Genomic DNA, 25702 nt, shown 5'->3' with positions numbered 1-25702 from the left:
ACCACACCCCGTAAGGTCGCCATTCATGGCGACCTTTTTTATTGCCTCGAAATCCAGCCAGTATATTCCGGCCATATTGGCGTAATGAGCTAAATCGGTCGCCATGAATGGCGACCCTACGATTGTATGACGAGGATTCCGTAGGCTGCGCACCCATAAAAAATCCGGGCACTTGGCCCGGAGTGTTCATTTCACTTAAAACCTTTACACCGTTTGCACTTCACCCTGCGGCTGCTTGCGCGTCACCAGCTTACGCAGCGTCACATAAAACACCGGCGTCAGGAACAAACCAAACAGTGTCACGCCCAGCATGCCGGAGAACACGGTAATTCCGGTAACGCCGCGCACTTCCGCGCCTGCACCTTCGCCAAGAATCAGCGGAATGGTACCGGCGATAAAGGCAATCGAGGTCATAACGATCGGACGCAAACGCAGACGACAGGCTTCCAGCGCTGCATCGACAATGCTCTTGCCCTGCATCTCCAGCTCGCGCGCAAACTCAACGATAAGAATCGCGTTCTTACACGCCAGCCCCATCAGCACCACCAGCCCAACCTGCACAAACACGTTGTTATCGCCACCGGTCAGCCACACGCCGACCAGCGCAGAGAGCATGGTCACCGGCACAATCAGGATTACCGCCAGCGGTAGCGTCCAGCTTTCATACAGCGCCGCCAGCACCAGGAACGCCAGTAAAACGGCGACCGGGAAGACGATCAGCGCGGTATTACCCTGCGTTGATTGCTGATAACTCAGGTCAGTCCATTCAATGTTCATGCCGTTCGGCAGCACCTGCGTCGACATCTCTTCCAGTTTCTGCATTGCCTGCGCCGAAGAGAGCACGCGCGGATCGGCATCACCAATCAGGTCCGCTGCCGGATAACCGTTATAGCGAATCACCGGATCCGGGCCGTAAGTCGTAGTGATATTGACCATGCTGCCAATCGGCACCATTTCACCGCGATCGTTACGGGTACGCAGATTACCGATATCCTGCACGCTATCGCGGAAATCGCCGTCCGCCTGCGCCATCACGCGCCAGGTACGGCCAAACTTATTGAAATCGTTAACATACGACGATCCCAGATAGGTTTGCAGCGTACTGAACAGTTCGGTCAGCGACACGCCTTGCGCTTTGGCTTTATCACGATCCACCTGCACATCCAGCTGCGGCACGTTGGCCTGGTAGGATGAAATCGGGAACATCATACCCGGCGTCTGTAACACCGCACCCGTCATGGTATTGATGGCGGTTTGCAGCGCACCGTAACCGAGGCCCGCGCGATCCTGCACATACAGTGAATAACCCGAACCTTGTCCCAGACCCAAAATCGGCGGCGGCATAATCGAGAAGCCAAAGCCTTGCTGGATTTTGGCGATTTTGGCGTTGATCTCGGCATTGATCTCCGCCGCACTGCGCTTACGCTCGTTGAACGGTTTCAGGCCAAAGAACACCGTGCCGGTATTCGGCGTGTTGGTGAACTGCAACGCATTCAGACCGGGGAAGGCGACGGAATAGGCCACGCCTTCGGTGTTCATGCCGATTTCGCTCATCTTGCGAATCACTTCATCGGTACGCGCCAGCGACGAACCTTCCGGCATCTTCACGCCGCCAATCAGATAGAGCTTATCCTGCGTTGGAATAAAGCCGCCCGGCACGGTATGGAACATAAAGCCCGCACCAGCCAGCAGCAGCACGTACACGCCGAACACCGCGCCACGACGACGCAAGGTTTTACCTACCAGCGATTCATAGCCATCCGAACTGCGCTGGAAGAAGCGGTTAAACGGACGGAACAGCCAGCCGAGCAGGCGATCGATGATGCGCGTCGGCATATCCTTCGCGGCATCATGTGGCTTCAGCAGCAGCGCTGCCAGCGCCGGTGACAGCGTCAGCGAGTTGATGGCGGAGATCACCGTTGAAATGGCAATCGTCACTGCAAACTGCTTATAGAACTGACCGGTCACGCCCGACAGGAACGCCATCGGCACGAACACCGCACACAGCACCAGCGCGATGGCGATAATCGGCCCGGACACTTCACGCATCGCCTGATGCGCCGCCGCCGTTGGCGACAAGCCTTGCTCGATATTACGTTCGACGTTCTCCACCACCACGATGGCGTCATCCACCACGATACCGATCGCCAACACCAGCCCGAACAAACTCAGGGTATTGAGCGAGAAGCCGAGCAGATAGAGGATGCTGAAGGTACCGACCACCGAAACCGGCACCGCCAGCAGCGGGATGATCGACGCGCGCCAGGTTTGCAGGAACAGAATCACCACCAGCACCACCAGCACAATCGCTTCGAACAGCGTTTGCACCACGGCACGGATCGAATCACGCACGAATACCGTTGGGTCGTAAGGGGCGGCCCACTGCACATCGTCCGGGAAGCGGGTTGCCAGTTCGGCCATTTTGTCGCGCACCGCATTCGACAGATCGATGGCGTTGGCGCCCGGCGCCTGGAAGATACCGATGCCGACCGCATCTTTGTTGTTCAGCTGCGAACGCAACGCGTAGCTGCCGGAACCCATCTCGATGCGCGCCACGTCACGCAGGCGCACCAGCGTGCCGTCGTCGGCGGTTTTCAGGATGATATTGCCGAACTGCTCTTCGCTCTCCAGACGACCTTGAGTGTTGATCGACAGCAGGAAATCGCTCTGTTTCTTCAGCGGCTCTGCGCCAAGCTGACCGGCAGAAACCTGCACGTTCTGCTCCTGCATCGCGCTGACCACATCGGAGGCGGTCAAGCCACGCGCCGCCACCTTATTGGGATCGAGCCAAACGCGCATCGCGTATTCGCCGGCCCCGAAGATCTGAATCTGACCCACGCCCGGCAGGCGCGCCAGTTCATCTTTTACCTTCAAGGTGGCGTAGTTACGCAGATAGAGCGAATCATACTTGCCGTGCGGCGAGAACATGTGCACCACCAGCGTCAGCGTCGGTGACATCTTCTGCGTGGTGAGGCCGAGTTGTCGCACCTCTTCCGGCAGACGCGCTTCGGCCTGCGCCACGCGGTTCTGCACCTGAACCTGCGCCTGATCCGGATCGGTGCCGGGACGGAAGGTCACGGTGGTGACCAGCACGCCGTCGGAACCGGCCACGGATTTCATGTACATCATGTTTTCCACCCCGTTGATGGCTTCCTCCAGCGGCGTCGCCACGGAATCTGCAATTACTTTGGGGTTGGCGCCGGGATATTCTGCGCGCACCTGCACGCTCGGTGGCACCACGTTGGGATATTCACTGATCGGCAGCAGCGGAATGGCGATCAATCCGGTGGTAAAGATCAAAATCGACAGCACCGCGGCGAAAATCGGTCGGTCGATAAAAAAGCGGGAGAAATCCATAAAAGGCAGTCTCGAAGGTTATTGAGCGGAGCGCATCGCCACCGGTTGGGCGGTCACCGGCATGCCAGGCATAAAGACTTTCTGCAAGCCGTTAACGATCACCTTGTCGCCGGGCTTCAGGCCTTGCTGCACAATGCGCAAGCCATCGGCTAAATCACCGGCCTGAATATCGCGGCGCTGGGCTTTACCTTGGGCATCGACCACGTAAACATATTTACGATCCTGATCGGTGAGCACGGCTTTATCGTCGATGAGCAGCGCGGTGAAGTCGGCGCTGCCCGGCAGGCGCACGCGCGCAAACAGGCCCGGCGTGAACTGACGCTGCTGATTATCCAGCGAGGCGCGCATGCGAATGGTGCCGGTGCTGGCGGTCAGCTGGTTATCGAGGAAATCCACGGTGCCGCGATGCGGAAAACCCTCTTCGCCGGTCAACGCCACTTCCACCGGCAGCGATCCGCGATTTTCGCCTTTACGCGCCATCGCCTGATAATGCAGATAAGTGGCTTCATCGACATCGAAGTAGACGTACATACGATCCTGCGACACCAACGTGGTCAGCACGCTGGCGCTGTCACCGGCGGTCACTAAGTTGCCAGTGGTGATCATCGCGCGGCTGGCGCGACCTTCAATCGGCGCGGTAACGCGGGTGAAATCGAGGTTCAGCTGCGCCATATCCACCGCCGCTTGTGCGGAAAGTACGTTAGCCTGCGCCTGATTGGCCGCCGAACGACGCTGTTCCCACTCTTCACGTGACACCACATTGGTGCCGATCAGTTTATCGGTACGTGCCGATTCACTGCGGGCCAGCGTGGCCTGGCTGCGTGCGTTGGCGAGTTCGGCTTGCGCCTGCTCGAGCGTGGCGCGATAGGTGCGATCGTCAATGGTGAACAGCACCTGACCTTTTTTCACCTCGTCGCCTTCGCGATAATTGACCTGATCGATGTAGCCGGAAACGCGCGGCCGCAGCTGCACGCTCTGCACCGCTTCGAAACGGCCATTGAAGCTATCCCATTGGCTGACTTTCTGCTCTACCACCTGCGCGACACTTACTTCGGGCGGCGGCGGTGGGGCGTTTTGCGCCACCCCGCGATCACAACCGGCCAGCAGGCTTCCCAGCAACATCACTCCTGACAGGCTTACCGCCCATTGAACCCTATATGTTTGCAGATGCATTGTTGTTATTCCGCATTGGTGAAAATGAAAGGAGACGTACGAAAAATCTGCAACTTTTATGATTGCATTAAAACGCCACGAGTGTAGGCTTGCTCAAACTGCATCTGCAAGAATATCTGATACACTTTATGTGCGGTTTTGATCATTACGTTGCAGAAGGATCAAAGCCCCTACACGCAGTGCGGCATTTAATGCAATAATAAAACTTGCATTAACTGGCATAGTCGTTCAACCTTAAAGTGTAATTGCAACTGATACTGATACTGATACTGTTCGCAACGGCGACCGGAGAAAACGAGATGATGACCACCGCATTTATTCACGATTTGATCGACTGGATTGACAACAATATTGAAACGCGTCTGGATCTGGATACCGTAGCGGGGCGCGCCGGTTATTCGAAATGGCACCTGCAACGTATGTTCAAAGAGCACACGGGTTTGCCTCTGGGCGAATACATTCGTGAGAAGAAGCTGAAGAAGTCAGCGGATCGCTTGACGACCAGCAATGAACCGATTCTTAACGTGGCGATTTCACTCGGTTTCGACTCGCAGCAGTCGTTTAACCGCAGCTTCAAACGCCAGTATGGCGTCGCGCCGGGAGCATGGCGTCGTCACGCCGCGCCATCCGCCAGCGCAATGCAGTAAACCCCGCCAGGGCCAGCTTTGCTGGCCCGCGTTTTTCCCTGCCTTAAATCTGTTATTATCGTCGTCCTGTTTTTCAGGATGCCACCATGTCAAAAAAACTCTGGATTGCCTTAATTCTGGTCCTCGCCGCGCTGTGGCTCGGGCTAAAACCGCGTTTGTCCGATAAATGGTCCGCCAGCCATCCCGATATTTCACAGCTCACCGACGCCAACACCGTGGCGCGTTGGCTGCAGCAGCATCACACATTACCCGATCTCTATCTCACCAAAAATGAAGCGCGTCGTCAGGGCTGGAATCCCAGCAAGGGCAACTTGTGTGAAGTACTGCCGGGTCGCGCCATTGGTGGCGATCGCTTTAGCAATCGCGAAAGAAGGTTGCCGATGCAGGCGGGCAGGCAATGGTATGAAGCGGACGTCAACTACGATTGCGGCCACCGCGATGCCGATCGTCTGCTTTACTCATCCGATGGGCTGATTTTCCTCACCACCGATCACTATCGCAGCTTCAAACAGGTGCCTTAACCATGTTGACGCTACATTTTGACTTTGAAAGCTTGTCGGATCGCCAGGCGTTTTACCGCGCGCTGGTGCAGCAAAGTGCCTGCCCAGTGGATTTCGGTAACAATCTTGATGCGCTGTGGGATTGGCTGACCGGCGGCATGGCGCTGCCGGCGACCTTCTATTTAGCGCATGCCGATGACGCCAGCGAGAGTGCTGAATTCGCGCCGGTGCTGGCGTTACTTGAGGAGGCGCAGCAGCAGTTAGACGGCGAGCTGCGCCTGGTGCGTGGCGAGTAAATTACGCGTGCAGCGGTAGCAGTAAAATCGCCAGCATCTGGCGCGCATTGGCGGGCAAATCGCCGCCGCCGGTATAGCCATTGTTCTCAACGATCACCGAATTCAACCCCACCAGCCAGTCATAGATGTAGTAAGCGGTATGATTGGCGGGTGCGGCCGACAGACGCGTTAAGCGCTGTCCCGGCGAGAAGCTCACGCTTGGCGCGGGCGGACGGGCAAAAATTGTCTGACCGCGATTGACGCGACTTTCAGGACGCTCGCTCTCCGGGCGCTGTAAAAAGCCCAGCCACGCGACAAAATCACCCAGCACCGTCATGGCACGTGAAACCTGACGATCGGTACGCGCTTCGTGGGCGCTGGCCTGCGCATCCGGCTCATTCAGCGCGTTTTGCAGTTTGTTCAGCACCTTGAGACGGAAGCTGGCGGTAATCAACTCTTCCACCAGCATCTCCAGCGTCGGCTTATCGACGTTGAGCAGCGCCAGCAGGCTGCGGCTTTCCGGTAGCTGACGCAAATGCTCCAGCCACAGCGCAAACACCTGCTGCGGGAATTGCTGATCGCGCTGACCGCCCGAGCTGCGCGGCTCAGCGGCGGCCACCGGCTCATCTTTAAACAGATCAAACTCGAAGCCGATGCCAAAATAGCTCTGCTCAGCGGCTGCGGTTTTGGCGCTATGTTGAGTATGAGTGCTGCTGCTCTGGCTCAGCCACAGCTGACGTACCGCTTCACGCGACGGCTGCAAACGCTCCAGAAGTTCACCGTGCAAACCGGTGCGATGTTGCAAACATTTCAGCAGCGTATCGGAGATCGCCTGCTTGCGTGCCGCCTGTTCTGGCGTGGCGCTGGATTCGGTCCACGGCTGCAAACGTTCAACCAGCTTCTGCTGCAGCGCGCCGAGCTGCAATGCCAAACGGTCGCGGCGCGCTTCCGGCTGCATCTCATCCTGCAACCAGCTGCCCATGCGATCGACGCCTGCGCGATCCAGTGCCAGCATCGATCCCCAACTCTGACCCGGCTGACCAATCTGTCGCTGCACTGCTTCATCAACGTTAATCTGCTGCTGCTGATAGCGCGCATCATGCGGCGTGATCGCCCAAATCAGACGCGGTTTCTCACCGCTGGCGGCGATGGTTTGATGCATGTGCCACTCGCGCAGCGCGCTGGCGGCGACATCGGTATCCTGACGCTGACTGGCGGCGGTACAGATCAGCATCAAATCGATGCCCTGACGCGCGGCGTACAAACCCGGCAGCAGCGCGCGTTTCTGTTCCAGCAGCGTGGCGCGCAGCGGATCGCGTTTACGTAGCTGCGCCAGTTCATCCTGTTGGGCGCGATCGGCTGGCGTGCCCGGCGCGGGCATCTCAAGCATATCCGCATCATCGTACAGCGCCTGACGCGGCGTCGAGCTGAGCGGCAAGGTGATCTCCAGCGTCAGCAACGACAGTAATCCCAGCGGCACATGCTGCGCTTTCCCCACGCGATTGGCGACGATCGGACACACTTCGATCATCTCCTGCCAGTCGGCATCGTTGCCAATCAGTTTTTCTGCCGGCAGCGCAGCATCGTCCACCAGCACGCTAAGCGGTGCTAACACGCGCGGCGCGTGGCGCAACTGGTGACGCAAGTGCATCAGGCTACGCAGGCTTTCGTTCAGCGCGTTTTGCCCCGGCCACAGCAGGGCAAACAGCTGCACGCGGTCGTCGACGTTGAGCCACGGCGCCAGCGCAATCGCCTGCGGCCAGAAGTGGCGATCGAGAATCTCGGCATGACGATGATGACGACGGCTCCACGCCCACAGCGTGATCAGCGCATCGCTGTCGAGGCCCGGCTGCGGTTCATCCTGCCGATGGCGCTGCAAACGCTGCAAGGCGGCATCGATCTGCGCTGTGTCGGGCTGAAGCTCGGTTTTGGCGCAGGCCAGCATCAAACGAATCAGTTCCACTTCGCTCAGCAGCGTCATTTCCAGCGGCCAGGCGTTGGATTGGGTTTCGCGCTGGTGGCTGAAGCGGGTGGCGATGGCGAAATCGAGATTGCCGGGATTGATGTTCTGGAAATAATTCAGGGTCTTATCGCCGAGACGCGCGATCAGTTGGCCCTGCGCATCGCCGACCATCTCACTCAACAGCCAGGCTTTGCCCGCCTGCGACTGACCAAACAGCGCCAGCGTCACCGGACGCGCCAGCTGACGCGCCAGGGCATGGCTTTCCACGCGCGCGCGGCGCAGTTGCAGCGTCAGGGTTTCGGCTTCCAGCGCCAGACGCGGCGCGTGCGCCTGATGGGTTTCCACCCAGTTCAGCGCGCCATCCAGCGTTTCCTGCATCAGGCTCAGACGTTTCGCGGGCGTAACCGGCGAGGCTTTTTTGGCAGTTCTCATCGTTTGCAGACGCTCCCGCTGTCGATCCAATATTGCGCATTCGCGTTGCCGGTGGCGGAAAGCGTATTCAGTTTCAGACTCAGCTGCTCCAGCGGCACGCGCGTGCCGTCATCCATGCGTGCATCGCTTAACACTAAGCGTTCAGGGCCGAGATTATCCGGGCCCGGCTGCACCGCCAGTTTGATGCGCAGTACGCTTTCACCGGCAACCTGACGCGCCAGCGTCGGGTCGACAATGCTCAGGCTATACAGCGGCGATGCCGGCCAGCGATCGTTCTCCAGCTGGCGGAAACCCAGGCAGACGTTGCCGCGTATGCGGAAGCTGCTTTTGCGATCCAGCGCGAAACTGCTGCTGTCGAGGTCGATCTCGCTGTAGCACAAATTGTCGTCGCTGAGCGCCGAGGTCTCATCCAGCACGCCGAGATAACGAATGGTGGAGTATGGTTCGAAATCACCGGCGCGGAACCAGAAGCTGCTCAGGCGCAGATCGAGCGCCAGCAGGCACAGCATCGCGCCCACCGCGGCGGTGGATTTCGGATTATCAATACGGCCTTGCTTGTTGAACGGATACCAGTCGCTGGTGTGATAGCCTTCCAGCGACAAAATGCGGCTGCCCGGCAACGGTTGCAGATGGCGCACCAGCGCCTGAATGCCGGGGAAGCGTGACGGGCGACCGGTGAGCAGCAGCACATCGCACTGGTACAAAGACACCACTTCGCACATCGCGCGCAGCGCCGGAATAATCGCCATGCGGTGTTGCAGGAACTCGCCGTGCAGCTGCGCCATGCTGACCACCAGCGGCACCTCAAGCAGATCGAAACGGCTATCGCCGCCGAGCGTGCGCTGAATTTCACCGTTCACAAACGCCAGCACGCTGCTGGCCGGTTTTTGTGGCACCAGCTCGCCGAACAGCGCATTGATTTCGCTGTGGCTGTCGAGCGGATCCCAGTTTTCGTACTGCTCCAGCACCGCCTGCGCCAGCGGAATAAACAGCTGCAGCGTCACTTGCTGACGCAGCGTGGCCTGTCCGTCCATGCGGCTGTCGTGACCAAACAGCTTGTTCATCAGCGGTTCGGCCAGTTGCAAACCGGCTTTCTGCAAGCTCTGCTGCAATGCCGGCAGAATCCACAGCTGAATCACATCCAGCAGAATATCGTCCCCAGCAACTTTGAAGCCTTCGCGGAACAGCAAGCGCGGGGTGATTTTGACGTTGTTGCCCTGGCCATCATCGAGGCGATATTGGGTGATGGCTAAATCGGTGGTGCCGCCGCCGATATCAATCGAGGCGATGCGCAGGCTTTTACCCGGCAGCTCGTCGACTTCACGCGGACGATCCGGGCGCGCCATGCTGCTGAAGAAATCTTCTGCGCGACCGGCAAAGTTGACCTGAGTTTCGTTGAACAGCCACACCATTTGACCGCAGGTGGCTTCATCCCACTCCATCTGCACATCCGGCACCGGACGCAGGCTGTTTGCCTGGCTGGCGGCGGTGAACTCTTCTTCAGCTGGATGCCAGCCTTCGGCTTTCCACACCAGCGCGATGGCTTCCTGCATGCGGCGACGAAAAATCTCACGCTCCGGCTTCGGCATTGCCGACGGCAGCGTCAGAATCACATGACGCAGCTGACGCGGCGCCTGGCTTTGCGGCATGCGCTGGCGCTGCGCCACGCTGTTCATCTGCATCATCGCCTGCGCCAGCAGTTCGCACAGCATAAAGGTCATCAGCGAACTGCGGCTGTAGCTGGCGGAGAACACCGGCAGACGATCGTCTTCCGCCAGCGCGTGTAGCGGCTGGCCTTCGTCATTGATCAGTAAGGTGAACGGCAGCGCGGTGGCCTGCGGCTCATCGCTGCTGCCGTTGGCGTTGAAGCGCCAGCCTGGCTGATAGCGCGCTTCATCCCACAAATAGCGGCGCGGGCTGGACAAACCGGTGCTGCCTTCGGTGCCGGCACGCAGCAGCGCCAGACGGCTGGCTTCACGGCCCACGCGCGTCAGCGACGGCCACATAAAGGCATTTTCACGGCCGCTCTCCAGCGAGAAGTTGGCCTTGCCGAAACGGGTTTCTGCAAATTCCAGACGGCTGTCGAACAGCTCGTTATAAACCTGATGCGGCTCGGAGAGATCGCGCAGCTGCAGCTCGTAGGTTTGACGCAGGCCGCTGCTCTCTTCGGCGTGATCTTCCACCAGAATGCCGCAGGTGTGCGAGTTGCCGACGTCGAGAATGATATCGACGTTGACCGCCGGCGTTTGCAGCGACGTCGCCTGGATATAGATCTCCGCCAGATCGAGCTGTTCGCCCAGCAATTCCAACAGGTTGAGATAGTGCGCCTGATATTCGAACTCACGCAGCGCCTGGTTCAGCTCCTGCTCGCGACGTGACTCCAGCGCATGCACCTGCTGGCTAAAGGTTTCACGCAGCCAGCCATCGACCCACGTATGGTCGAGGAATTCGCCCAGCTCGTAGTTGTGCCAGGCAAGGGCGAAACTGACGCCGTTCTGCGCATCGGCTTTGCTCAAACCGTGCTGCTCGCCGCCATCTTGCTCTGACACAATGCGCGTATCAAAGGCGAGGGTGATGCGATGGGTGTTGCCTGCCGCATCGGGTTGCGCCAGCGGCGCCAGATGCAGACGCGCCCAGTTGTCCGGGCCGCCGATAAAACGACGTCCGCTGGTGCAACGCAGCACCGGCAGCGGCAGCCATTGATGAGCCAGCAGCTTCAGCGAGTCGGCCAGCGCGATATCCGTTTCCGGACGCACCACTTCCGCCGCGCCGCCATCTTCCGGATAGAGCAGGAACTTGCCGCTGTTGCCGTCGACGTTGAGGCGCAGCAGCGGGCCGTTGGCGGTTTGACGCACGAACTGGCGGCGAGCCTGCAACGCAGGTAAACGCAAACCGAAATCAAGAAACTGCACACCGCTATCTTCAATCAGCGTGATTTTCTGTTTGTCATCGATGAGGGGAGCCAACATGTTTACTTACTCTCACGCTTAATCGTCAACGGGAAGACCTGATCTGCGCCGTATTGCGCAGTACAGCTGGCGATGCCATCACCGGCTTTACACACCAATTCCGGCATGCGGTAACGCGATTTATCGCTGCAGGTCGCAGTATAGCGGCTGCGCACTTCCATGCTGCCGGCGCTGGTCATCGCGGCGGTGACATCGGCTTTACAGCGGATGTTGTCGCCCTGGGTAATGGTGGCGGTGCCTTTGCCGTTGCGCATCTGATAGCGCATGCTTGGCGGTTTGCCGGTCGGCAGATTGGTTTGACGCAAGGTCACGCGCCAGGTGCCATTGATAAATTTCACTGAGCCAACGCGCGCATCTTCTGTGGTCATCACCAAATCATCAGCTTTGGCCGGTTCGGTGTGTTCAGCAACCACCTCAGGCGGCGCGACAGGCGCAGCAACCGGTGCGGGGGCAGCAATGACGGTGGCGGCGGTTTGTGGCAGCGTGGCGGCAAGTTTTTCCGCTTTCACCATCACGGCCGGCGGCTTACTCACCGGCACAGGCACATCTGCAACGCTAATCGCAGCCGGTTGCGGTGCGCTGTGCAGCCAGAAGGCGACACCCGCAGCGACCACCGCCGCAACCGGCAACAGCAGCATCAGCGGACGCACGGTAAAGGCGCGACGTGGTGGCACGACAGGCTCCGGTTCAGGCGCGGGCTCAGGAATGACTTCGGCTGCTGGTTCTTCGACTTCAGGTTTCGGCTCGATCAGCGGTTCGGCAGCGGCAGGCGGCACGTCGATCAGCGGCGCAATTACTGGCGCGACCACCAGCGGAGCGGGTGCTGGCGGTTCCGGCAACAGCGGCGGCAGTTCATCTTCCAGTGAGTCACGCAGGCAGGCCAGCGCGTCATCACGCGAACGCGCCTGCGGATCGACAAAGCCCCAGAAGGTGATCACCGGTTTGCCATCCACCAGATAAACGTACTGCTGATCCGGGAACTGCAACGTCTTGCTCAGCAACGCACCAAACAAGCGCATCGCAGGATTCTCCGCGTCGCGCGCGCGCAGGCTCAGCGCCTGCAAATCCTGCTGGTTCAGCGTCAGCAGCTCCAGCGCTTGGCGGCGCTCGTGATCGCTGGCACCCAGCCAGGATTTTACTTTGCCATTAAACGGGGCGTACCAATCGAGGCGGTCACCGCGCTCGTTGACTTGCGGAATCGCGAGGCAATTGGCCAGCGTGGTTTGGCGGCGCAGGCGCAGGGTTTCACGGATTTGCAGCGCGGACGTCCAGACCGGCTGGCCGTTTTCACCCAGTGCCAGTACCGAATCCAGATTGCCGCTGCGCAGAAAAGTTTTTGCCACTCGTTGGGCCCTTATCGGTGGTTGTCTGAGGCAGAACAGTGTGTGTTTTTGGCGATGATAGTGATCTTAAGCCAAATGTTGCGAAATCAAACGGCTGATAAAGGGGGAAAAACAGGGCGTTTTTCCCGGGTGCGAGGGTGATCTGTTGAAATTTTAAGCGTGGCGTCGTGGGGAAAGAATCAAATAGGTCAGCATACCGCCGAGCAGTCCCCAAAAGGCGGAGCCGATGCCCAACAGTGAAATGCCGCTGGCGGTGATCAGGAATGCCACGATGGCGCTATCGCGCTGATCCGGCTCCGCTAAGGCGCGCTGCAAACTGCCGGACAGCGTAGCGAGTAGCGCCAAACCGGCCAGCGTGGCGATCAATACCGGCGGCAAGGCGCTCAGCATGATGGCGATCAATCCGCCGGTAAAGCCGGTCAGCAGATAGAACACGCCCGCCAATGCCGAGGCCATCCAGCGGCGCGCCGGATTGGGATCGACGTCGTCTCCCATGCAGATGGCGGCGGTAATCGCGGCGATACATACCGAAAATCCGCCAAACGGCGACAGCACTAAGGCGATAAATCCGGTCCAGCCGGTTAGCGCAGATACCGGCGGCTGATAACCGTGTGCCTGCAAGGTGGCGATGCCCGGCGCGTTTTGTGACGCCATGGTGACGAGAAAATAGGGCAAACCCACGCCAATCAGCGCTGCCAGATTAAACTGCGGCATGATGAATTCGGGTCGACTGATCGCCAGCGCATGCGGCGGAAAGTGGATTGATTGCTGGCCCAGCGCCACCAGCACGCCGGCGATCAACGCCAGAATAATCGCGTAGCGCGGCAGCCAGCGACGGCTCAACAGCCACACCAGACACATGCTGCCGCACAGCGCGAAATTGCTCTGCAAGCCGCTAAAGGTGCCGATGCCAAACTTCAGCAGAATCCCGGCCAACATCGCCGCCGCCAGCGACTGCGGAATGTGATTCATCAGACGAGCAAACAGGCCGGTGACGCCGCACAACACAATCAGCAGGTTAGTCGCGACAAATACGCCAATCACTTCATTCAGCGTCAAACCCTGCACGCTGGTGGCGAGCAGGGCCGCGCCAGGCGTTGACCAAGCGGCGAGGATTGGCATGCGCGTCCACAGTGATAAGCCGAACGAGGCCAATCCCATACCGACGCCGAGCATCGACAGCCAGCCGCCAATCTGCTCCGGCGAAGCGCCCGCCGCCTGCGCCGCCTGAAAGATCAGCGCCGCCGTGCTGCTGTAGCCCACCAGCACGGCGATAAAACCAGAAATCAGCATCGGGAAAGAGAAAGCACTGCGTGTGGTGGCGGTCGTCATCAGATCACATCCGGTTGTGCGTTATAGCGCACATAGTGGCATGGAGCGTTATAGCGCACAAGTGTTACACTGCGCGCGAGCTTTTCGGGAGAACACATGGAAAATTTGCATCAACATTTGAGTCTGGCGCTGAAACAGCTGCGTCAGGCCAACGGCTGGAGCCTGACGCTGGCAGCGGATCGCACCGGCGTGAGCAAAGCGATGCTCGGCCAGATCGAGCGCGGCGAATCGAGCCCCACGGTGGCGACGCTGTGGAAAATCGCCACCGGCTTTAACGTGCCGTTTTCCTTCTTTGTGCAGGGCAGCGATCAACCGCCGGGCAGCGTGGCGACCTTCAGCCAGCCCAATGCACAGATGCAGGTTAAGCCGCTGCTGCCGTACGATGCCAAACTGCGTTTTGATCTGCTGGAAGTGACGCTGGCGGGTGGCGCGCAGAGCGATTCATCGGCGCATGAAAGTGGAGTGATTGAGCAAGTGGTGGTGCTGGACGGCGAACTGCTGTTGGGTGTGGAAGGCACATGGCGGCGCTTGCTTGCGGGCGAAGCCAGTCAGTTTGCTGCCGATACGCCACACAGCTACCGCAATCCTCTCAGCACGCCGTTACGTTTTCACAGCTTGATCCATTATCTGCAGCGCCCGTAGGGTCGCCATTTATGGCGACCAACACCAGGTGCGCATGAATAGCGACCCTACAAACCCACGTAGGGTCGCCATTCATGGCGACCCCCTCATAACCCGGCACAATTACAAATTGATACGAAGGTAAACTACCCAGTTTGCCTTCGTATTTATATACTCGCGGCTCATCAGTAAGGAGAAGGTGCCATGAGCGACCTCAACAGCGCGGCGGCGTTATTGCGCAGCATCAATGGCAAACTGGCGCGTCGCCTGCGGGAATCGGCGACGCCGGGCGATCTCACCTGGCCGCAGGTATCGGTACTCGGCTATCTGGTGCGGGATGGTGCCATGACGGTAACGGAATTGGCTACGCTGGAAGGTGTGCGCACGCAGTCGATGGGCGCCACCGTGGCCAGCTTGCAAACGCTGGGTATGGTGCAGGGCACCGCCGATCCGCAAGATGGCCGCAAAACCCGCTATCAACCCACCGATGCTTGCCTGAAACTGATCGCCGCCAACCGCGCACAACGTGATGACTGGTTGCTAAACAGCATTGCGACGCAGTTGAACGCGCACGAACAGCAAACGCTGCTGGCCGCGATTCCCTTACTGCAACGACTTGCCGACCAATAATCCTGAGAGGACTCAACATGGCTTTAACTACCCTTGACGACAACACCGCGCTGATTGTAATTGACCTGCAGAACGGCATTGTCGCGCTGCCTGTCGCACCGTTAGAAGCTCACGAAGTGATTGAGCGCTCAGCGCGTTTGGCCGATGCCTTCCGTGGCCAAAAGCGCCCGGTGGTGCTGGTGAACGTTGCGGGCGGCGCGCCTGGCCGTAATGAGCAGCCGAAACATGGTGGCGAACTGCCTGCCGATTGGGCCACATTGGTGCCGGACCTGGCGCAGCAGCGCGGTGATATCGCCATCACCAAAAAAACCTGGGGCGCATTCCACAACACCGATCTGCATGAGCAGCTGCAGCAGCGCGGCATCACGCAAGTGGTTATTTGCGGTATCGCCACCAGCATCGGTGTGGAATCCACGGCGCGTCAGGCGTATGAGTTGGGTTACAACGTCACGTTGGCAATCGATGCTATGACCTGCCTGAATGCCGAAACGCATAAAAACAGCGTCGAGCGCATCTTCCCACGCCTGGGCGAAACTGGCACCACCGATGATGTGCTGGCGTTGTTGAAGTAATTTTTCGTAGGGTCGCCATTTATGGTGACCGATATATAAAAAAGCCCCGCAATTTCTAGCAGGGCTTTTTTATTTCATATGATAACCGGATTATTTACTGAAACGCGTAACTCACCGTCAGGCCCACGCTGTAATTGCGGCCCGGTGCCGGTTCGTAGTAGCGGCCGTTGCTTTCATTGACGATCACCGAACCGATGTAGTTGCGGTCGAACAGGTTATCGACGCGGCCAAACAGGTCCAGCGTCCAGTTCTGTACCAGCCACTTATAACCGCTGTTTACGCCGACCACGGTGTAAGACGGCGCTTTCACATCGTTTTCATCATCCGCCGCGATATCGCTCAGGTAGCGCACATCGGTTCCGGCATACCAGCCTTGATCGGGCGCGTAAGCCAATCCTGCGTAAGCCATGTTACGGGCAATGCCGGGAATGCGGTTGCCGTCGCAGCTTTCGGTGCCGCAGGCGTTTGAGCGATAGCGGGCATCCAGCAAGGTCCATGCGGCTTTGAAGCGCCAGCTTTCACCAAACTGCTGGTCGAGGCCGAGTTCCAATCCACGACGGCGGGTTTCACCGGCGTTTTTGTAACTGGTGCGGCCTTCAAAGCTGCTGTCGGAAACGATCTCGTTTTTGGTGTCGGTCTGGAAAATCGCCGCAGTTAACAGGCCATTGCCAATGCGTTTTTTACTGCCCAGTTCAACCGTTTCGCTGGTGGCGGGTTGCAGGTTGAGATTCAGTCCGGCTTGATCGGCGGCGCGATAGGACAACTCATTCAGCGTCGGCGTTTCGAAGCCGCGACCAGCAGAAACATAGGCATTCCAGCTGTTATCAATCGCGTAGTTCAGCGCAGCGGCAGGCAACCAGCGATGGTAGCGACGATTGCCGCTGTCATCCGGATCGGTTGAGGTGACGTAATAGTCATTCGAGTCGAAATTCACCGTACTGAAGCGCACGCCAGCATCCAGGGACAATTTATCGGTCAACTGCCATGCGGTTTGCAGATAAGGATCGAGGTTCCACATCAGGTTGCGTTCGTTACGACGCATCTCGCCCTGCACGCCCAGTTCATCGCCGCTAAAGTTCTGATAACCTTTGCGCTTCTCGGTCATGGTTTCATAGTCGAGGCCGCCAGTGAAAGTCACCGGAATGGTGAACAGCGCGTCGCGGTGCGTCCAGCGGGTATCGATGCCCTGATAATGACGAGACAAAGAGATCACGCCGCCGGGATAACCTGGGCGCAGCTGCGTAGCTTTGGGAATCGATTGATACTGCGTGGTTTCACGTTCACCGGCGTACATCATCACGCTCAGGTCGTCGTTTTCACTCATCTGGCGCTGATAATGCAGGCCCGCCTGGGTTTGATCGACGGTTTTACGCGCGTCGTACAAGGTGACGTTGCTAGCCACCTGACGCGGATTTTCTTTCCACTGTTCGGCGGTTAAACCGCCCGGATCCTGCGCATCAACGTGCACGCTGTTGAACAGCAGCGTCAGGGTGCTGACATCATCAATGCGCACGCCGAGTTTGGCGTTGCCGAGATTTTTCTGCGCCGAGCTGTGATCGCGGAAGCCGTGCGTGGTAAAGCGTGAGGCGGAAACCGTGTAATTAACGTCGCCGGCTTGCGTACCGTCACCGGTCGCGCCGCTGGCTTTAACGCTGTTGCGCCAGCTACCGTAACTGCCGTACCAGCTGCTGGCTTCCAGCGTGGTCGGTTGCTGCCCGGTTTCGGTTTCAACGTTAATCACGCCGCCCGACGAGTTGCCATACAGCGCCGAGAATGGGCCGCGCAGCACGTCGATGTGATCGATTGATCCGATATCGATGTTAGAGGTTTGTCCCTGGCCGTCGGGCATGGTGGCTGGAATGCCGTCGACATACATGCGAATACCGCGCAGGCCGAAGGTGGAACGCGAACCAAAACCGCGTACCGAAATCTGCAAATCCTGCGCATAGTTCTGCCTATTCTGAATCTGCAAACCCGGCACGCTGCTGAGGTTTTCTGACAAATTGACGCGCGGTGCTGCATGGCGCATATCGTCGCCGGAAACCACGCTAACGGCGGCTGGCGTATCAAGTTCAGAAAGTCCGGATGCGGACGGCGCCGCGCTCACCACCATGGTGTTATTGGCCGCGTTCGCCGCCAGCGCTGAGACCGGCAACATCGCAGGCAGCATCAGCAACGAAGCCTGTCGCAGTAAAGCTATTTTCATTATGAAAGACCGTAAAAAGGGCGTGGAATGTACCGAATGGAACATTAATGGCGCGTATGTTAATCGTTTTATCATTTGTTTGAAAAGCGTTAATAGTATGACGGATTATTAATAATTGCGGTGTTGAAAATGTTTTTCCATCGCATCTCTGGCCTGGCTGCGTCAGGGAAATTCTGTCAGTCTGGCGGTTTTGTCTGAAAGCACAAAAGAGAGGGAATGATGAGTCAACAACCTGTTGTCGCGGTACTGGGATTGGGCGCGATGGGCCATGCGTTTGCCGCTAACCTGTTGAAAAAAGGCTTCACGGTACGCGGCTGGAACCGTACGCGTGCCAAAGGCGAAGATCTGCTGGATGCTGGCATCACGCTGGCTGATAGCGCCGGGCAAGCGGTAGAAGGCGCGGATGTGGTGATCGCCATGCTGGCCGACGGCGATACTACGCGGCAGGCGCTGAACGATGCCCGCTCCGCGCTCAAGCAGGGCGCGACGATTTGTCAGATGGGCACCATCGGCGTGGAAGCCACCGATCAACTGATCGCTGAATTCAAAAGCGCGCGTCCGGATGTAGTGTTTATCGATGCACCGGTTTCCGGCACCAAAGCGCCGGCCGAAAATGCGCAAATTCTGGTGATGGCCAGCGGCGATCAGAGCAAAGCGCAGGCCGCCGAGCAGGTGTTTGCGGCAATCGGTAAAGGCACGCAGTGGCTGGGCGAGGCGGGCGCTAGCTCGCGTATGAAGCTGGTGGTGAATAGCTGGTTGATTGGCCTGATGCAGAGCCTGGCAGAAAGTACCCGTCTGGCGGAAGAGTTTGGTTTCAGCACCGACGATCTGTGGAAAGTACTGGATGGCGGTCCGCTGGCGGCACCGTACGCCAAAATGAAACTCGGTATGATCGCCAGCGGTGATTTCACGCCGCAGATGCATTTGGTGTGGGCGCTGAAAGACGCCAAACTGGCGCTGGATGCGGCAGGCGACAGCAAACTGCCGGCGCTGGAAAACATCGTAGATGTCTGGCAGCAAGCGGTGGACGCCGGTTACGGCGAGCAAGATCTGGCGGCGGTTTATCAATATCTGAAACGCTAACATGAGTGCGCGGCTCAACTTCGACTTCGCCTATCGTCCGCTGGTGCCTTATGCGCATGATTATGCGCATGGTGACGCGGAGCCGTGGCATCACCACGATTGCGCGCAGCTGATCCACACGCTGAGCGGCGTGGTGAAAGTGGAAACGCAGCACGGCAGCTGGATTGTGCCGCCGAGTCGGGGCGTCTGGCTGCCAGCGGGAACGCGTCACGCGCTGCACATCGTCGGCGCAGTCGCGGCGCGCACGCTGTTTGTTGATCCGCTGGCGCGCGCCGATTTGCCCGCCAGTTGTCAGGTGGTGCAGATTTCGCCGCTGCTGCGCGAGTTGATTGTCAGCGCGCTGCCGCTGCCGGATCAGTACGTTTCCGGCAGCCGCGCCGAGCGGATTTACGAGTTGATCCTCGATGAGATCCGCGTGATGGATGTGCTGCCGTTTGGCCTGCCGCTGCCGGAGAGCGAGCGGCTGCTGAGTTTGTGCCAGCACATCCAGCAAGCACCCGGCGAAAACTGGACGCTGGCCCGCGCGGCTACGCAACTTTGTGTGGCGGAACGCACGCTGGCGCGGCATTTCAGCCGCGAAACCGGTTTGCAGTTCAGCGATTGGGTGCGCCGCGCGCGATTGAGCGTGGCGTTAACCCGCTTAGCGCAAGGCGAAAGCGTGCTGACGGTGGCGCTCGATCTCGGTTACGACAGCCCAAGCGCCTTCAGTGCGATGTTTCGTCGCGTGCTCGGCGTTACGCCAGTGAACTACTTTCCTGCGGCAGAAAAGCGTGCGCTGCGTTGAGCAGCGCCTGCAATGAAGCGCGCGCCACATCGTTATCAATGCCCACCCCCCACGCGCGTTCACCGCGTGCGTTAATACAACTAATGTACGTCACCGAACGGCTGTCGCTGCGTTTGCCCAGCGTGTGTTCGTGATAATCCTCAATGGTGATGACGATGTCGTAGCGCTGACGCAGCGCGCTGACGGCGGCAGAGAGCAAGCCGTTGCCTTTGCCTTCCAGCGTCACCAGCTGCGCGCCCTGTTGCAGTCGCGCTTTGAAGCGCGTTTCGCCTTTATCGTCGCTGTGACTTTCCGCTTCCAGTAAACGACGCACGGGCTGGGTTAAGCCGTAATGCTGACAAAACAGCTGCCAGAGCGCATGGTGCGTCATCTCCTGACCGTGCTGGTCGGTTTGCTGCTGCACCAGGCGGCTGAAATCCTGCTGCAAGCCGCGCGGCAGTTGCAGGCCGTGATTCTGCTCCAGCAGCCACGCGGCGCCACCTTTGCCGGATTGACTGTTGACGCGGATTACCGCTTCGTAACTGCAACCGATATCCAAAGGATCGAGCGGCAGATAGGGCATCTGCCACAGGGTTTCTTCACGCTCAGCGCGTTCGGTAAAGCCTTTGCGAATCGCATCCTGATGCGAACCGGAGAAGGCGGTAAACACCAGCTCACCGGCATATGGATGGCGCGGATGCACCGGCAGCTGGTTGCAGCGCGTCACCACTTCCAGCACCTGCTGGATATCGCTGAAATCGAGTTGCGGCGCCACGCCTTGGGTATAGAGATTGAGCGCCAGCGTGACGATATCGACGTTGCCGGTGCGCTCGCCGTTGCCGAACAAACAGCCTTCGACGCGATCGGCACCCGCCAGCAGCGCCAGCTCGGCGCAGGCGATGCCGGTACCGCGATCGTTATGCGGATGCACGCTGATCGACACCTGCGATCGCTGGCTGAAGTGGCGACAGAAGTACTCAATCTGATCGGCATAGACGTTCGGCGTATTCACTTCGACGGTTGCGGGCAGGTTAATGATCATCGGACGCGCCGGGCCCGGCTGCCAAATCGCCGCCACCGCTTCGCAAATCTCCAGCGCAAACCCCGGTTCGGTAAAGCAGAAGGTTTCTGGCGAATATTCGAAAGTCCACGCGGTATCCTGTTGCGTTTCGCAGCGGGCGCGAATTTGCCGTGCACCGGCGCAGGCCAGTTCAATAATTTCGGCTTTGCTCTGGCGGAACACGCGCTCGCGGAACAGCGGCGCGGTGGCGTTGTACAGGTGAATAATGGCGTTCGGTGCGCCACGCAGCGCCTCAAAGGTACGTTCGATCAGGTCGCTGCGCGCCTGGGTCAGCACCTGAATCGCCACATCGTCTGGAATGTGGTTCTGCTCAATCAGCAAACGGACAAAATCAAAATCGGTCTGCGATGCCGCCGGGAACGCGACCTCAATCTCCCTGAAGCCACAGCGCAGCAGCAGTTGCCAGAACTCCAGCTTGCGCGCGCTGTCCATCGGCGTCGCCAGCGCCTGATTGCCATCGCGTAAATCGGTAGAGAGCCAGCGCGGTGCCTGCGTCAGCTGGCGCGATGGCCATTGACGCTCGGGTAAGTCGATGACCGGAAACGGGCGGTATTTTGCAGCGGGTTGCATGAGCATAACGATCTCCTTGTGATGTTGTATTCAGTCTCACCCAGCAGCACGCGGCGCGGCTCGCGCATTGCTGACAACCCTACGCGCAAAAGTGACAACCTTTATGCGCCACGCGGCATATCTCATGCGAAATCGGCATCGGTCATTTGGCGCGCACGGGTTAGGCTGGGGTTTTGCGCGATGGGATAAAACACAATGAAAAGAGCAGCTTTGGCACTATTGATCGTGGCAGCGGGCAGCGCGACAGCGGCAGAAACCGTGACGCTGCGCATTGCCGATCAGAAGGGAAATATGCACGCGGAAATGGCCGCGGCGCAGCAGTTGAACAACCTCAATTATAAAATCCAATGGGCCGAATTCCCGGCGGCGGCACCGCTGGCGGAAGCGCTGAATGCCGGTGCGGTAGATGCCGGTATTATCGGTGATGCGCCGCTGCTGTTCTCGCTAGCGGCCGGTTCGCAGGTGAAAGCGGTGGCGGTGAGCAAATCGGTACCCGAAGGTTTGGCGGTGCTGGTTAGCCCGGATTCGCCCATCAAAACCGTTGCCGAGCTGAAGGGCAAAAATATCGCCACCGGACGCGGATCGATTGGCCACTTTGAGGCGCTCAAAGCGCTGGAGCAGGCGGGCGTCAGCGATAAAGACGTCAAATGGCGCTTCTTAACGCCGGCGGATGCGCGCATTGCGCTGGCTAACGGTTCGGTGGATGCCTGGTCAACGTGGGATCCTTATACCGCGCTGGCGGAAGTGACAAATACCGGACGTGTGCTGGTGAACGGCGTTGGCTTGTCCAGCGGCAACAGCTTCCTCGCCGCTACCGACGCCGCGTTGCAAGATGAGGCGAAACGCGCGGCGCTGCAGGATTACGTCAATCGTTTAGCGGCTGCCGATCGTTGGGCCAACAGCCATGTCGATGAGTACTCCACCACACTGGCGAAAATCATCGGCTTCCCGAAAGAGGCGGCGGCGAAATCCTTCTCACGGCGCAAATCGCACTGGCAGAGCATTGATGATGCCACCATCGCTCAACAGCAGGAGACCGCCGATTTCTACCAGAAATACGGGTTAATTCAAAAACATCTGGATGTGAAACCAACCTTCTATCACGGCTTAAAGGTTGCGCAGAACTAACCCTTTGTGCGCCCGTATTTGGCGAAACAGCAGCGCGCGCGTAGCATGGCGGCATGTTGTTTCGTCAAGATCCCACTATGTTGCTAAAAACCTTCGACGGTCATAACGACCTGCTTCTCAATCTGTGGCTGCACCATCGCGATGATCCGGCGCAGGCATTTTTTCACGGCATCGAAAAGGGCCACCTTGATTTTCCGCGCATGCAGCAGGGCGGTTTTGCCGGTGGGCTGTTCGCGATGTTCGTGCCGCCACCGCGCTATGTCAAAGAGGTGGCGCCGCAGCGAGCGGAGGAAAATCTCGAACCACTGGCGATTCTCTGGCAGCAGCTCGACATCCTGAAAACGCTGGCGGCGCAATCTGATGGTCGCGCGCGTTTATGCCTCCGTGCCTCAGATATTGCCGCCTGTCGCGCTGACGGCGTGCTGGCGCTGGTGGCGCACATTGAAGGCGCAGACGGGTTTGATGGTGATGGCGTCGCGCTTGATGCGTTTTACAAAGCGGGCGTGCGCAGCATCGGGCCGTTCTGGAATCTGCCTAATCGCTTTGGCGAAGGCGTCAGTGGATCATTCCCCAGCTCGCCGGACACAGGACCGGGCTTGACCGAACAAGGCGAGCAATTGATCGCCGCAGCTAACCGCCATCGCATGTTGATCGATATGTCGCACATGAACGAGAAAGCCTTCTGGGACACCGCGCGCCTGTCAACAGCACCGCTGGTGGCAACGCACTCCAATGCGCATGCGCTCTGCGCGCAGCCGCGCAATCTTACTGACGATCAGCTGCGCGCCATTCGCGACAGCGGTGGCGTGGTGGGTGTGAATTTTGGCAATGCGTTCCTGCGCAGCGATGGAAAACGCGATAGCGACACCGCATTGATCGAAATTGTTAAACATGTTGAGCACCTGATCGCGATAATGGGCCGCGATCATGTGGCGCTGGGCTCCGATTTTGATGGCATCAGCGTGCCTGATGCGCTGAAAGATGTCAGCGGATTACCGCATCTTTATGCGTTGTTGCGTTCGTTCGACTACGATCAAACAGCACTTGAGCAGCTCGCATGGGGCAACTGGCAGCGCGTGTTGCAACAAATTTGGCAGGATTAACACAATTCCCTTACCGAATCAGGGTTGATCTGCTCGCTACATTGGCGCAACATCTGCGCGCGTACGGATTGCGATGTGATCCAAGTCACAACCGCAATTCACTTCAGCAGAGATTTCTCTGCGTTTTAGCTTTAAGAGGAAGACCGTTATGTGGAAAAAACCTGCGTTTATTGACCTGCGTCTGGGCCTGGAAGTGACTCTGTACATCTCCAACCGCTAAGACTTCTGCCCGCCGTTCGTGCGGGCATTTTGTTTTCTCTCTCTGGTCAACTTTCATGTTTATTAAAGTCCTCGGTTCAGCGGCGGGCGGCGGTTTCCCGCAGTGGAACTGCAACTGCGCCAATTGCAGCGGCCTGCGTAACGGTACCCTTCAGGCGCAGGCGCGCACGCAATCTTCGATCATTGTCAGCGACAACGGTGAAGATTGGGTGCTGTGTAACGCCTCGCCGGACATCAGCCAGCAAATTGCCCACACGCCAGAACTGATCAAAAAGGGTGTGCTGCGCGGCACGGCGATTGGCAGCATCATTCTGACCGACAGCCAAATCGATCACACCACCGGCTTGCTGAGCCTGCGCGAAGGTTGCCCGCATCAGGTGTGGTGCACGCCGGAAGTGCATGGCGATCTCACCAGCGGTTTCCCGATTTTCACCATGCTGCAACACTGGAATGGCGGCTTGCAGCATCATGCGTTAACGCCGCTGGAACCGTTTCGCGTCGATGTCTGCCACAGTTTGCAGTTCACCGCGATTCCGATTCTCAGCAACGCGCCACCGTATTCGCCGTATCGCGATCGCCCGCTGCCGGGCCACAATGTGGCGCTGTTTATTGAAAACACCGCCAACGGCCAAACGCTGCTGTACGCGCCGGGCCTTGGCGAGCCGGATGCGGTGATCATGCCGTGGCTGCAAAAAGCCGATTGCCTGTTGATTGATGGCACGGTGTGGCAGGACGACGAGCTGCTCGCTACCGGCGTCGGCAAAAATACCGGCAAAGCCATGGGCCACTTAGCGCTGGCCGAAGAACAAGGTTTGATGGCGCTGCTGGCCGCGCTGCCGGCTAAACGCAAGATATTGATTCACATTAACAACACCAATCCCATCCTTAATGAGCAATCGCCGCAGCGCGCCTATCTGACGCAGCAGGGCATTGAAGTGAGTTGGGATGGTATGGCGATTCATCTGCAGGAGTTTGCATCGTGATCATTACTGAAGCGTTATCGCCCGCCGCGTTTGAGCAGGCGCTGCGCGACAAAGGCGCGTTCTACCACATTCATCATCCGTACCACATTGCCATGCACAATGGCGATGCGACGCGCGAGCAGATTCAGGGCTGGGTGGCGAACCGCTTCTATTATCAGACCAATATTCCGCTGAAAGACGCAGCGATCATGGCGAACTGCCCGGATGCGGCAACGCGGCGTAAATGGGTGCAGCGCATCCTCGATCACGACGGCAGCAACGGACACGAAGGCGGCATTGAAGCCTGGCTGCAGTTGGGTGAAGCGGTGGGCCTGGATCGTGAGGTGTTGCTGTCGGAGAAGCTGGTGCTGCCGGGCGTGCGCTTTGCGGTGGATGCCTACGTTAACTTTGCGCGTCGTGCCAACTGGCAGGAAGCGGCCTGCAGCTCGCTCACCGAACTGTTCGCGCCGCAGATTCATCAGTCGCGCCTCGACAGCTGGCCGCAGCACTATCCGTGGATCAAAGAGGAAGGCTATTTCTACTTCCGCAGCCGTCTGAGCCAGGCGAACCGCGATGTAGAGCATGGACTGGCGCTGGCGCTTGAAGTGTTCACCCGCGCCGAACAGCAGAACCGCATGCTGGAAATCCTGCAGTTCAAGCTCGATATTCTCTGGACCATGTTGGATGCCATGACCATGGCGTATGCGCTGCAACGTCCGCCTTATCATACGGTCACCGATCAGGTATCCTGGCACAGCACAAGACTGGTATAA

At 58.7% G+C, this 25702-nt stretch carries 21 protein-coding genes; 13 read left to right on the top strand and 8 right to left on the bottom strand.

The features are described 5' to 3' along the window. Positions 1-204 precede the first annotated feature (204 nt). Both oqxB and PanJK_RS01375 read right to left on the bottom strand, forming a co-directional pair. Positions 205-3357: a multidrug efflux RND transporter permease subunit OqxB gene (gene oqxB / locus PanJK_RS01380; RefSeq protein WP_256696367.1), complete on the bottom strand. Its 3153-nt coding sequence runs from the start codon at positions 3355-3357 to the stop codon at positions 205-207. An 18-nt stretch (positions 3358-3375) separates the two neighbouring features. Further along, on the bottom strand, positions 3376-4530 hold the full coding sequence (locus tag PanJK_RS01375; RefSeq protein ID WP_265296860.1) for an efflux RND transporter periplasmic adaptor subunit: 1155 nt from the start codon (positions 4528-4530) through the stop codon (positions 3376-3378). A 299-nt stretch (positions 4531-4829) separates the two neighbouring features. Between PanJK_RS01375 and PanJK_RS01370 the strand changes: the two genes are divergently transcribed. The 3 genes from PanJK_RS01370 to PanJK_RS01360 all read left to right on the top strand — a co-directional run bounded on the left by PanJK_RS01370 (position 4830) and on the right by PanJK_RS01360 (position 5973). Then, positions 4830-5177: a helix-turn-helix domain-containing protein gene (locus PanJK_RS01370; protein WP_008110158.1), complete on the top strand. Its 348-nt coding sequence runs from the start codon at positions 4830-4832 to the stop codon at positions 5175-5177. A gap of 86 nt (positions 5178-5263) precedes the next feature. After that, positions 5264-5698 (top strand): ribonuclease domain-containing protein, encoded by a 435-nt coding sequence (locus PanJK_RS01365; protein ID WP_256696369.1) that lies wholly within the window; start codon positions 5264-5266, stop codon positions 5696-5698. A gap of 2 nt (positions 5699-5700) precedes the next feature. After that, entirely contained in the window at positions 5701-5973 is a 273-nt protein-coding gene (locus PanJK_RS01360) for a barstar family protein (RefSeq protein ID WP_265296859.1), read from the top strand. Between the two features lies 1 nt (position 5974). On the opposite strand, the gene PanJK_RS01355 is transcribed toward PanJK_RS01360, so the two are convergent. The 4 genes from PanJK_RS01355 to PanJK_RS01340 all read right to left on the bottom strand — a co-directional run bounded on the left by PanJK_RS01355 (position 5975) and on the right by PanJK_RS01340 (position 13991). Then, on the bottom strand, positions 5975-8347 hold the full coding sequence (locus PanJK_RS01355; RefSeq protein WP_265296858.1) for a virulence factor SrfC family protein: 2373 nt from the start codon (positions 8345-8347) through the stop codon (positions 5975-5977). Next, positions 8344-11316, bottom strand: a complete 2973-nt coding sequence (locus PanJK_RS01350; protein ID WP_061720134.1) for a virulence factor SrfB — start codon at positions 11314-11316, stop codon at positions 8344-8346. Before PanJK_RS01350 ends, PanJK_RS01355 begins: the two co-directional genes overlap by 4 nt. A 2-nt stretch (positions 11317-11318) precedes the next feature. Beyond that, entirely contained in the window at positions 11319-12659 is a 1341-nt protein-coding gene (locus PanJK_RS01345) for an SrfA family protein (RefSeq protein ID WP_265296856.1), read from the bottom strand. 153 nt (positions 12660-12812) lie between these two features. Beyond that, on the bottom strand, positions 12813-13991 hold the full coding sequence (locus PanJK_RS01340; protein WP_265296855.1) for a benzoate/H(+) symporter BenE family transporter: 1179 nt from the start codon (positions 13989-13991) through the stop codon (positions 12813-12815). Between the two features lie 96 nt (positions 13992-14087). Between PanJK_RS01340 and PanJK_RS01335 the strand changes: the two genes are divergently transcribed. The 3 genes from PanJK_RS01335 to PanJK_RS01325 all read left to right on the top strand — a co-directional run bounded on the left by PanJK_RS01335 (position 14088) and on the right by PanJK_RS01325 (position 15814). Beyond that, entirely contained in the window at positions 14088-14633 is a 546-nt protein-coding gene (locus tag PanJK_RS01335) for a helix-turn-helix domain-containing protein (RefSeq protein WP_256696374.1), read from the top strand. 183 nt (positions 14634-14816) lie between these two features. After that, on the top strand, positions 14817-15242 hold the full coding sequence (locus tag PanJK_RS01330) for a MarR family winged helix-turn-helix transcriptional regulator (protein WP_265296854.1): 426 nt from the start codon (positions 14817-14819) through the stop codon (positions 15240-15242). A 17-nt stretch (positions 15243-15259) separates the two neighbouring features. After that, the gene (locus PanJK_RS01325) at positions 15260-15814 is read left to right on the top strand and encodes an isochorismatase family protein (RefSeq protein WP_256696376.1); all 555 of its coding nucleotides are present in this window, start codon (positions 15260-15262) and stop codon (positions 15812-15814) included. A 94-nt stretch (positions 15815-15908) separates the two neighbouring features. Here the strand turns inward: PanJK_RS01325 and pqqU are convergent, their stop codons facing one another. After that, complete coding sequence (gene pqqU, locus PanJK_RS01320) at positions 15909-18020, bottom strand: TonB-dependent receptor PqqU (protein WP_256696377.1); 2112 nt, start codon at positions 18018-18020, stop codon at positions 15909-15911. Between the two features lie 219 nt (positions 18021-18239). On the opposite strand from pqqU, the gene PanJK_RS01315 reads away from it, so the two are divergent. Next, a complete protein-coding gene (locus tag PanJK_RS01315) occupies positions 18240-19103 on the top strand; it encodes an NAD(P)-dependent oxidoreductase (RefSeq protein ID WP_256698404.1) in 864 nt (287 codons plus the stop codon). Position 19104: 1 nt separating this feature from the next. Then, positions 19105-19887: an AraC family transcriptional regulator gene (locus PanJK_RS01310; RefSeq protein ID WP_265296853.1), complete on the top strand. Its 783-nt coding sequence runs from the start codon at positions 19105-19107 to the stop codon at positions 19885-19887. Here the strand turns inward: PanJK_RS01310 and leuA are convergent. Then, the gene (leuA, locus tag PanJK_RS01305) at positions 19838-21523 is read right to left on the bottom strand and encodes a 2-isopropylmalate synthase (RefSeq protein ID WP_265296852.1); all 1686 of its coding nucleotides are present in this window, start codon (positions 21521-21523) and stop codon (positions 19838-19840) included. The two genes, PanJK_RS01310 and leuA, sit on opposite strands and share 50 nt — an antisense overlap. A 189-nt stretch (positions 21524-21712) precedes the next feature. On the opposite strand from leuA, the gene PanJK_RS01300 reads away from it, so the two are divergent. From PanJK_RS01300 to pqqC, 5 genes are all read left to right on the top strand, one after another. Beyond that, entirely contained in the window at positions 21713-22645 is a 933-nt protein-coding gene (locus PanJK_RS01300; protein WP_256696380.1) for an ABC transporter substrate-binding protein, read from the top strand. Positions 22646-22722: 77 nt separating this feature from the next. Beyond that, entirely contained in the window at positions 22723-23748 is a 1026-nt protein-coding gene (locus PanJK_RS01295; protein ID WP_265297398.1) for a dipeptidase, read from the top strand. 148 nt (positions 23749-23896) lie between these two features. Further along, positions 23897-23968, top strand: coding sequence for a pyrroloquinoline quinone precursor peptide PqqA (pqqA, locus tag PanJK_RS01290; protein ID WP_002905689.1), 72 nt, complete (start codon positions 23897-23899; stop codon positions 23966-23968). Positions 23969-24023: 55 nt separating this feature from the next. After that, the gene (gene pqqB, locus PanJK_RS01285) at positions 24024-24950 is read left to right on the top strand and encodes a pyrroloquinoline quinone biosynthesis protein PqqB (RefSeq protein ID WP_222181949.1); all 927 of its coding nucleotides are present in this window, start codon (positions 24024-24026) and stop codon (positions 24948-24950) included. Continuing rightward, positions 24947-25702, top strand: a complete 756-nt coding sequence (gene pqqC, locus PanJK_RS01280; protein WP_061720122.1) for a pyrroloquinoline-quinone synthase PqqC — start codon at positions 24947-24949, stop codon at positions 25700-25702. The genes pqqB and pqqC overlap by 4 nt, the downstream gene beginning before the upstream one ends.

Source organism: Pantoea sp. JK (assembly GCF_026130245.1).
Lineage (GTDB): Bacteria > Pseudomonadota > Gammaproteobacteria > Enterobacterales > Enterobacteriaceae > Pantoea > Pantoea trifolii.
This window is presented reverse-complemented; position numbering and strand designations above follow the sequence as displayed.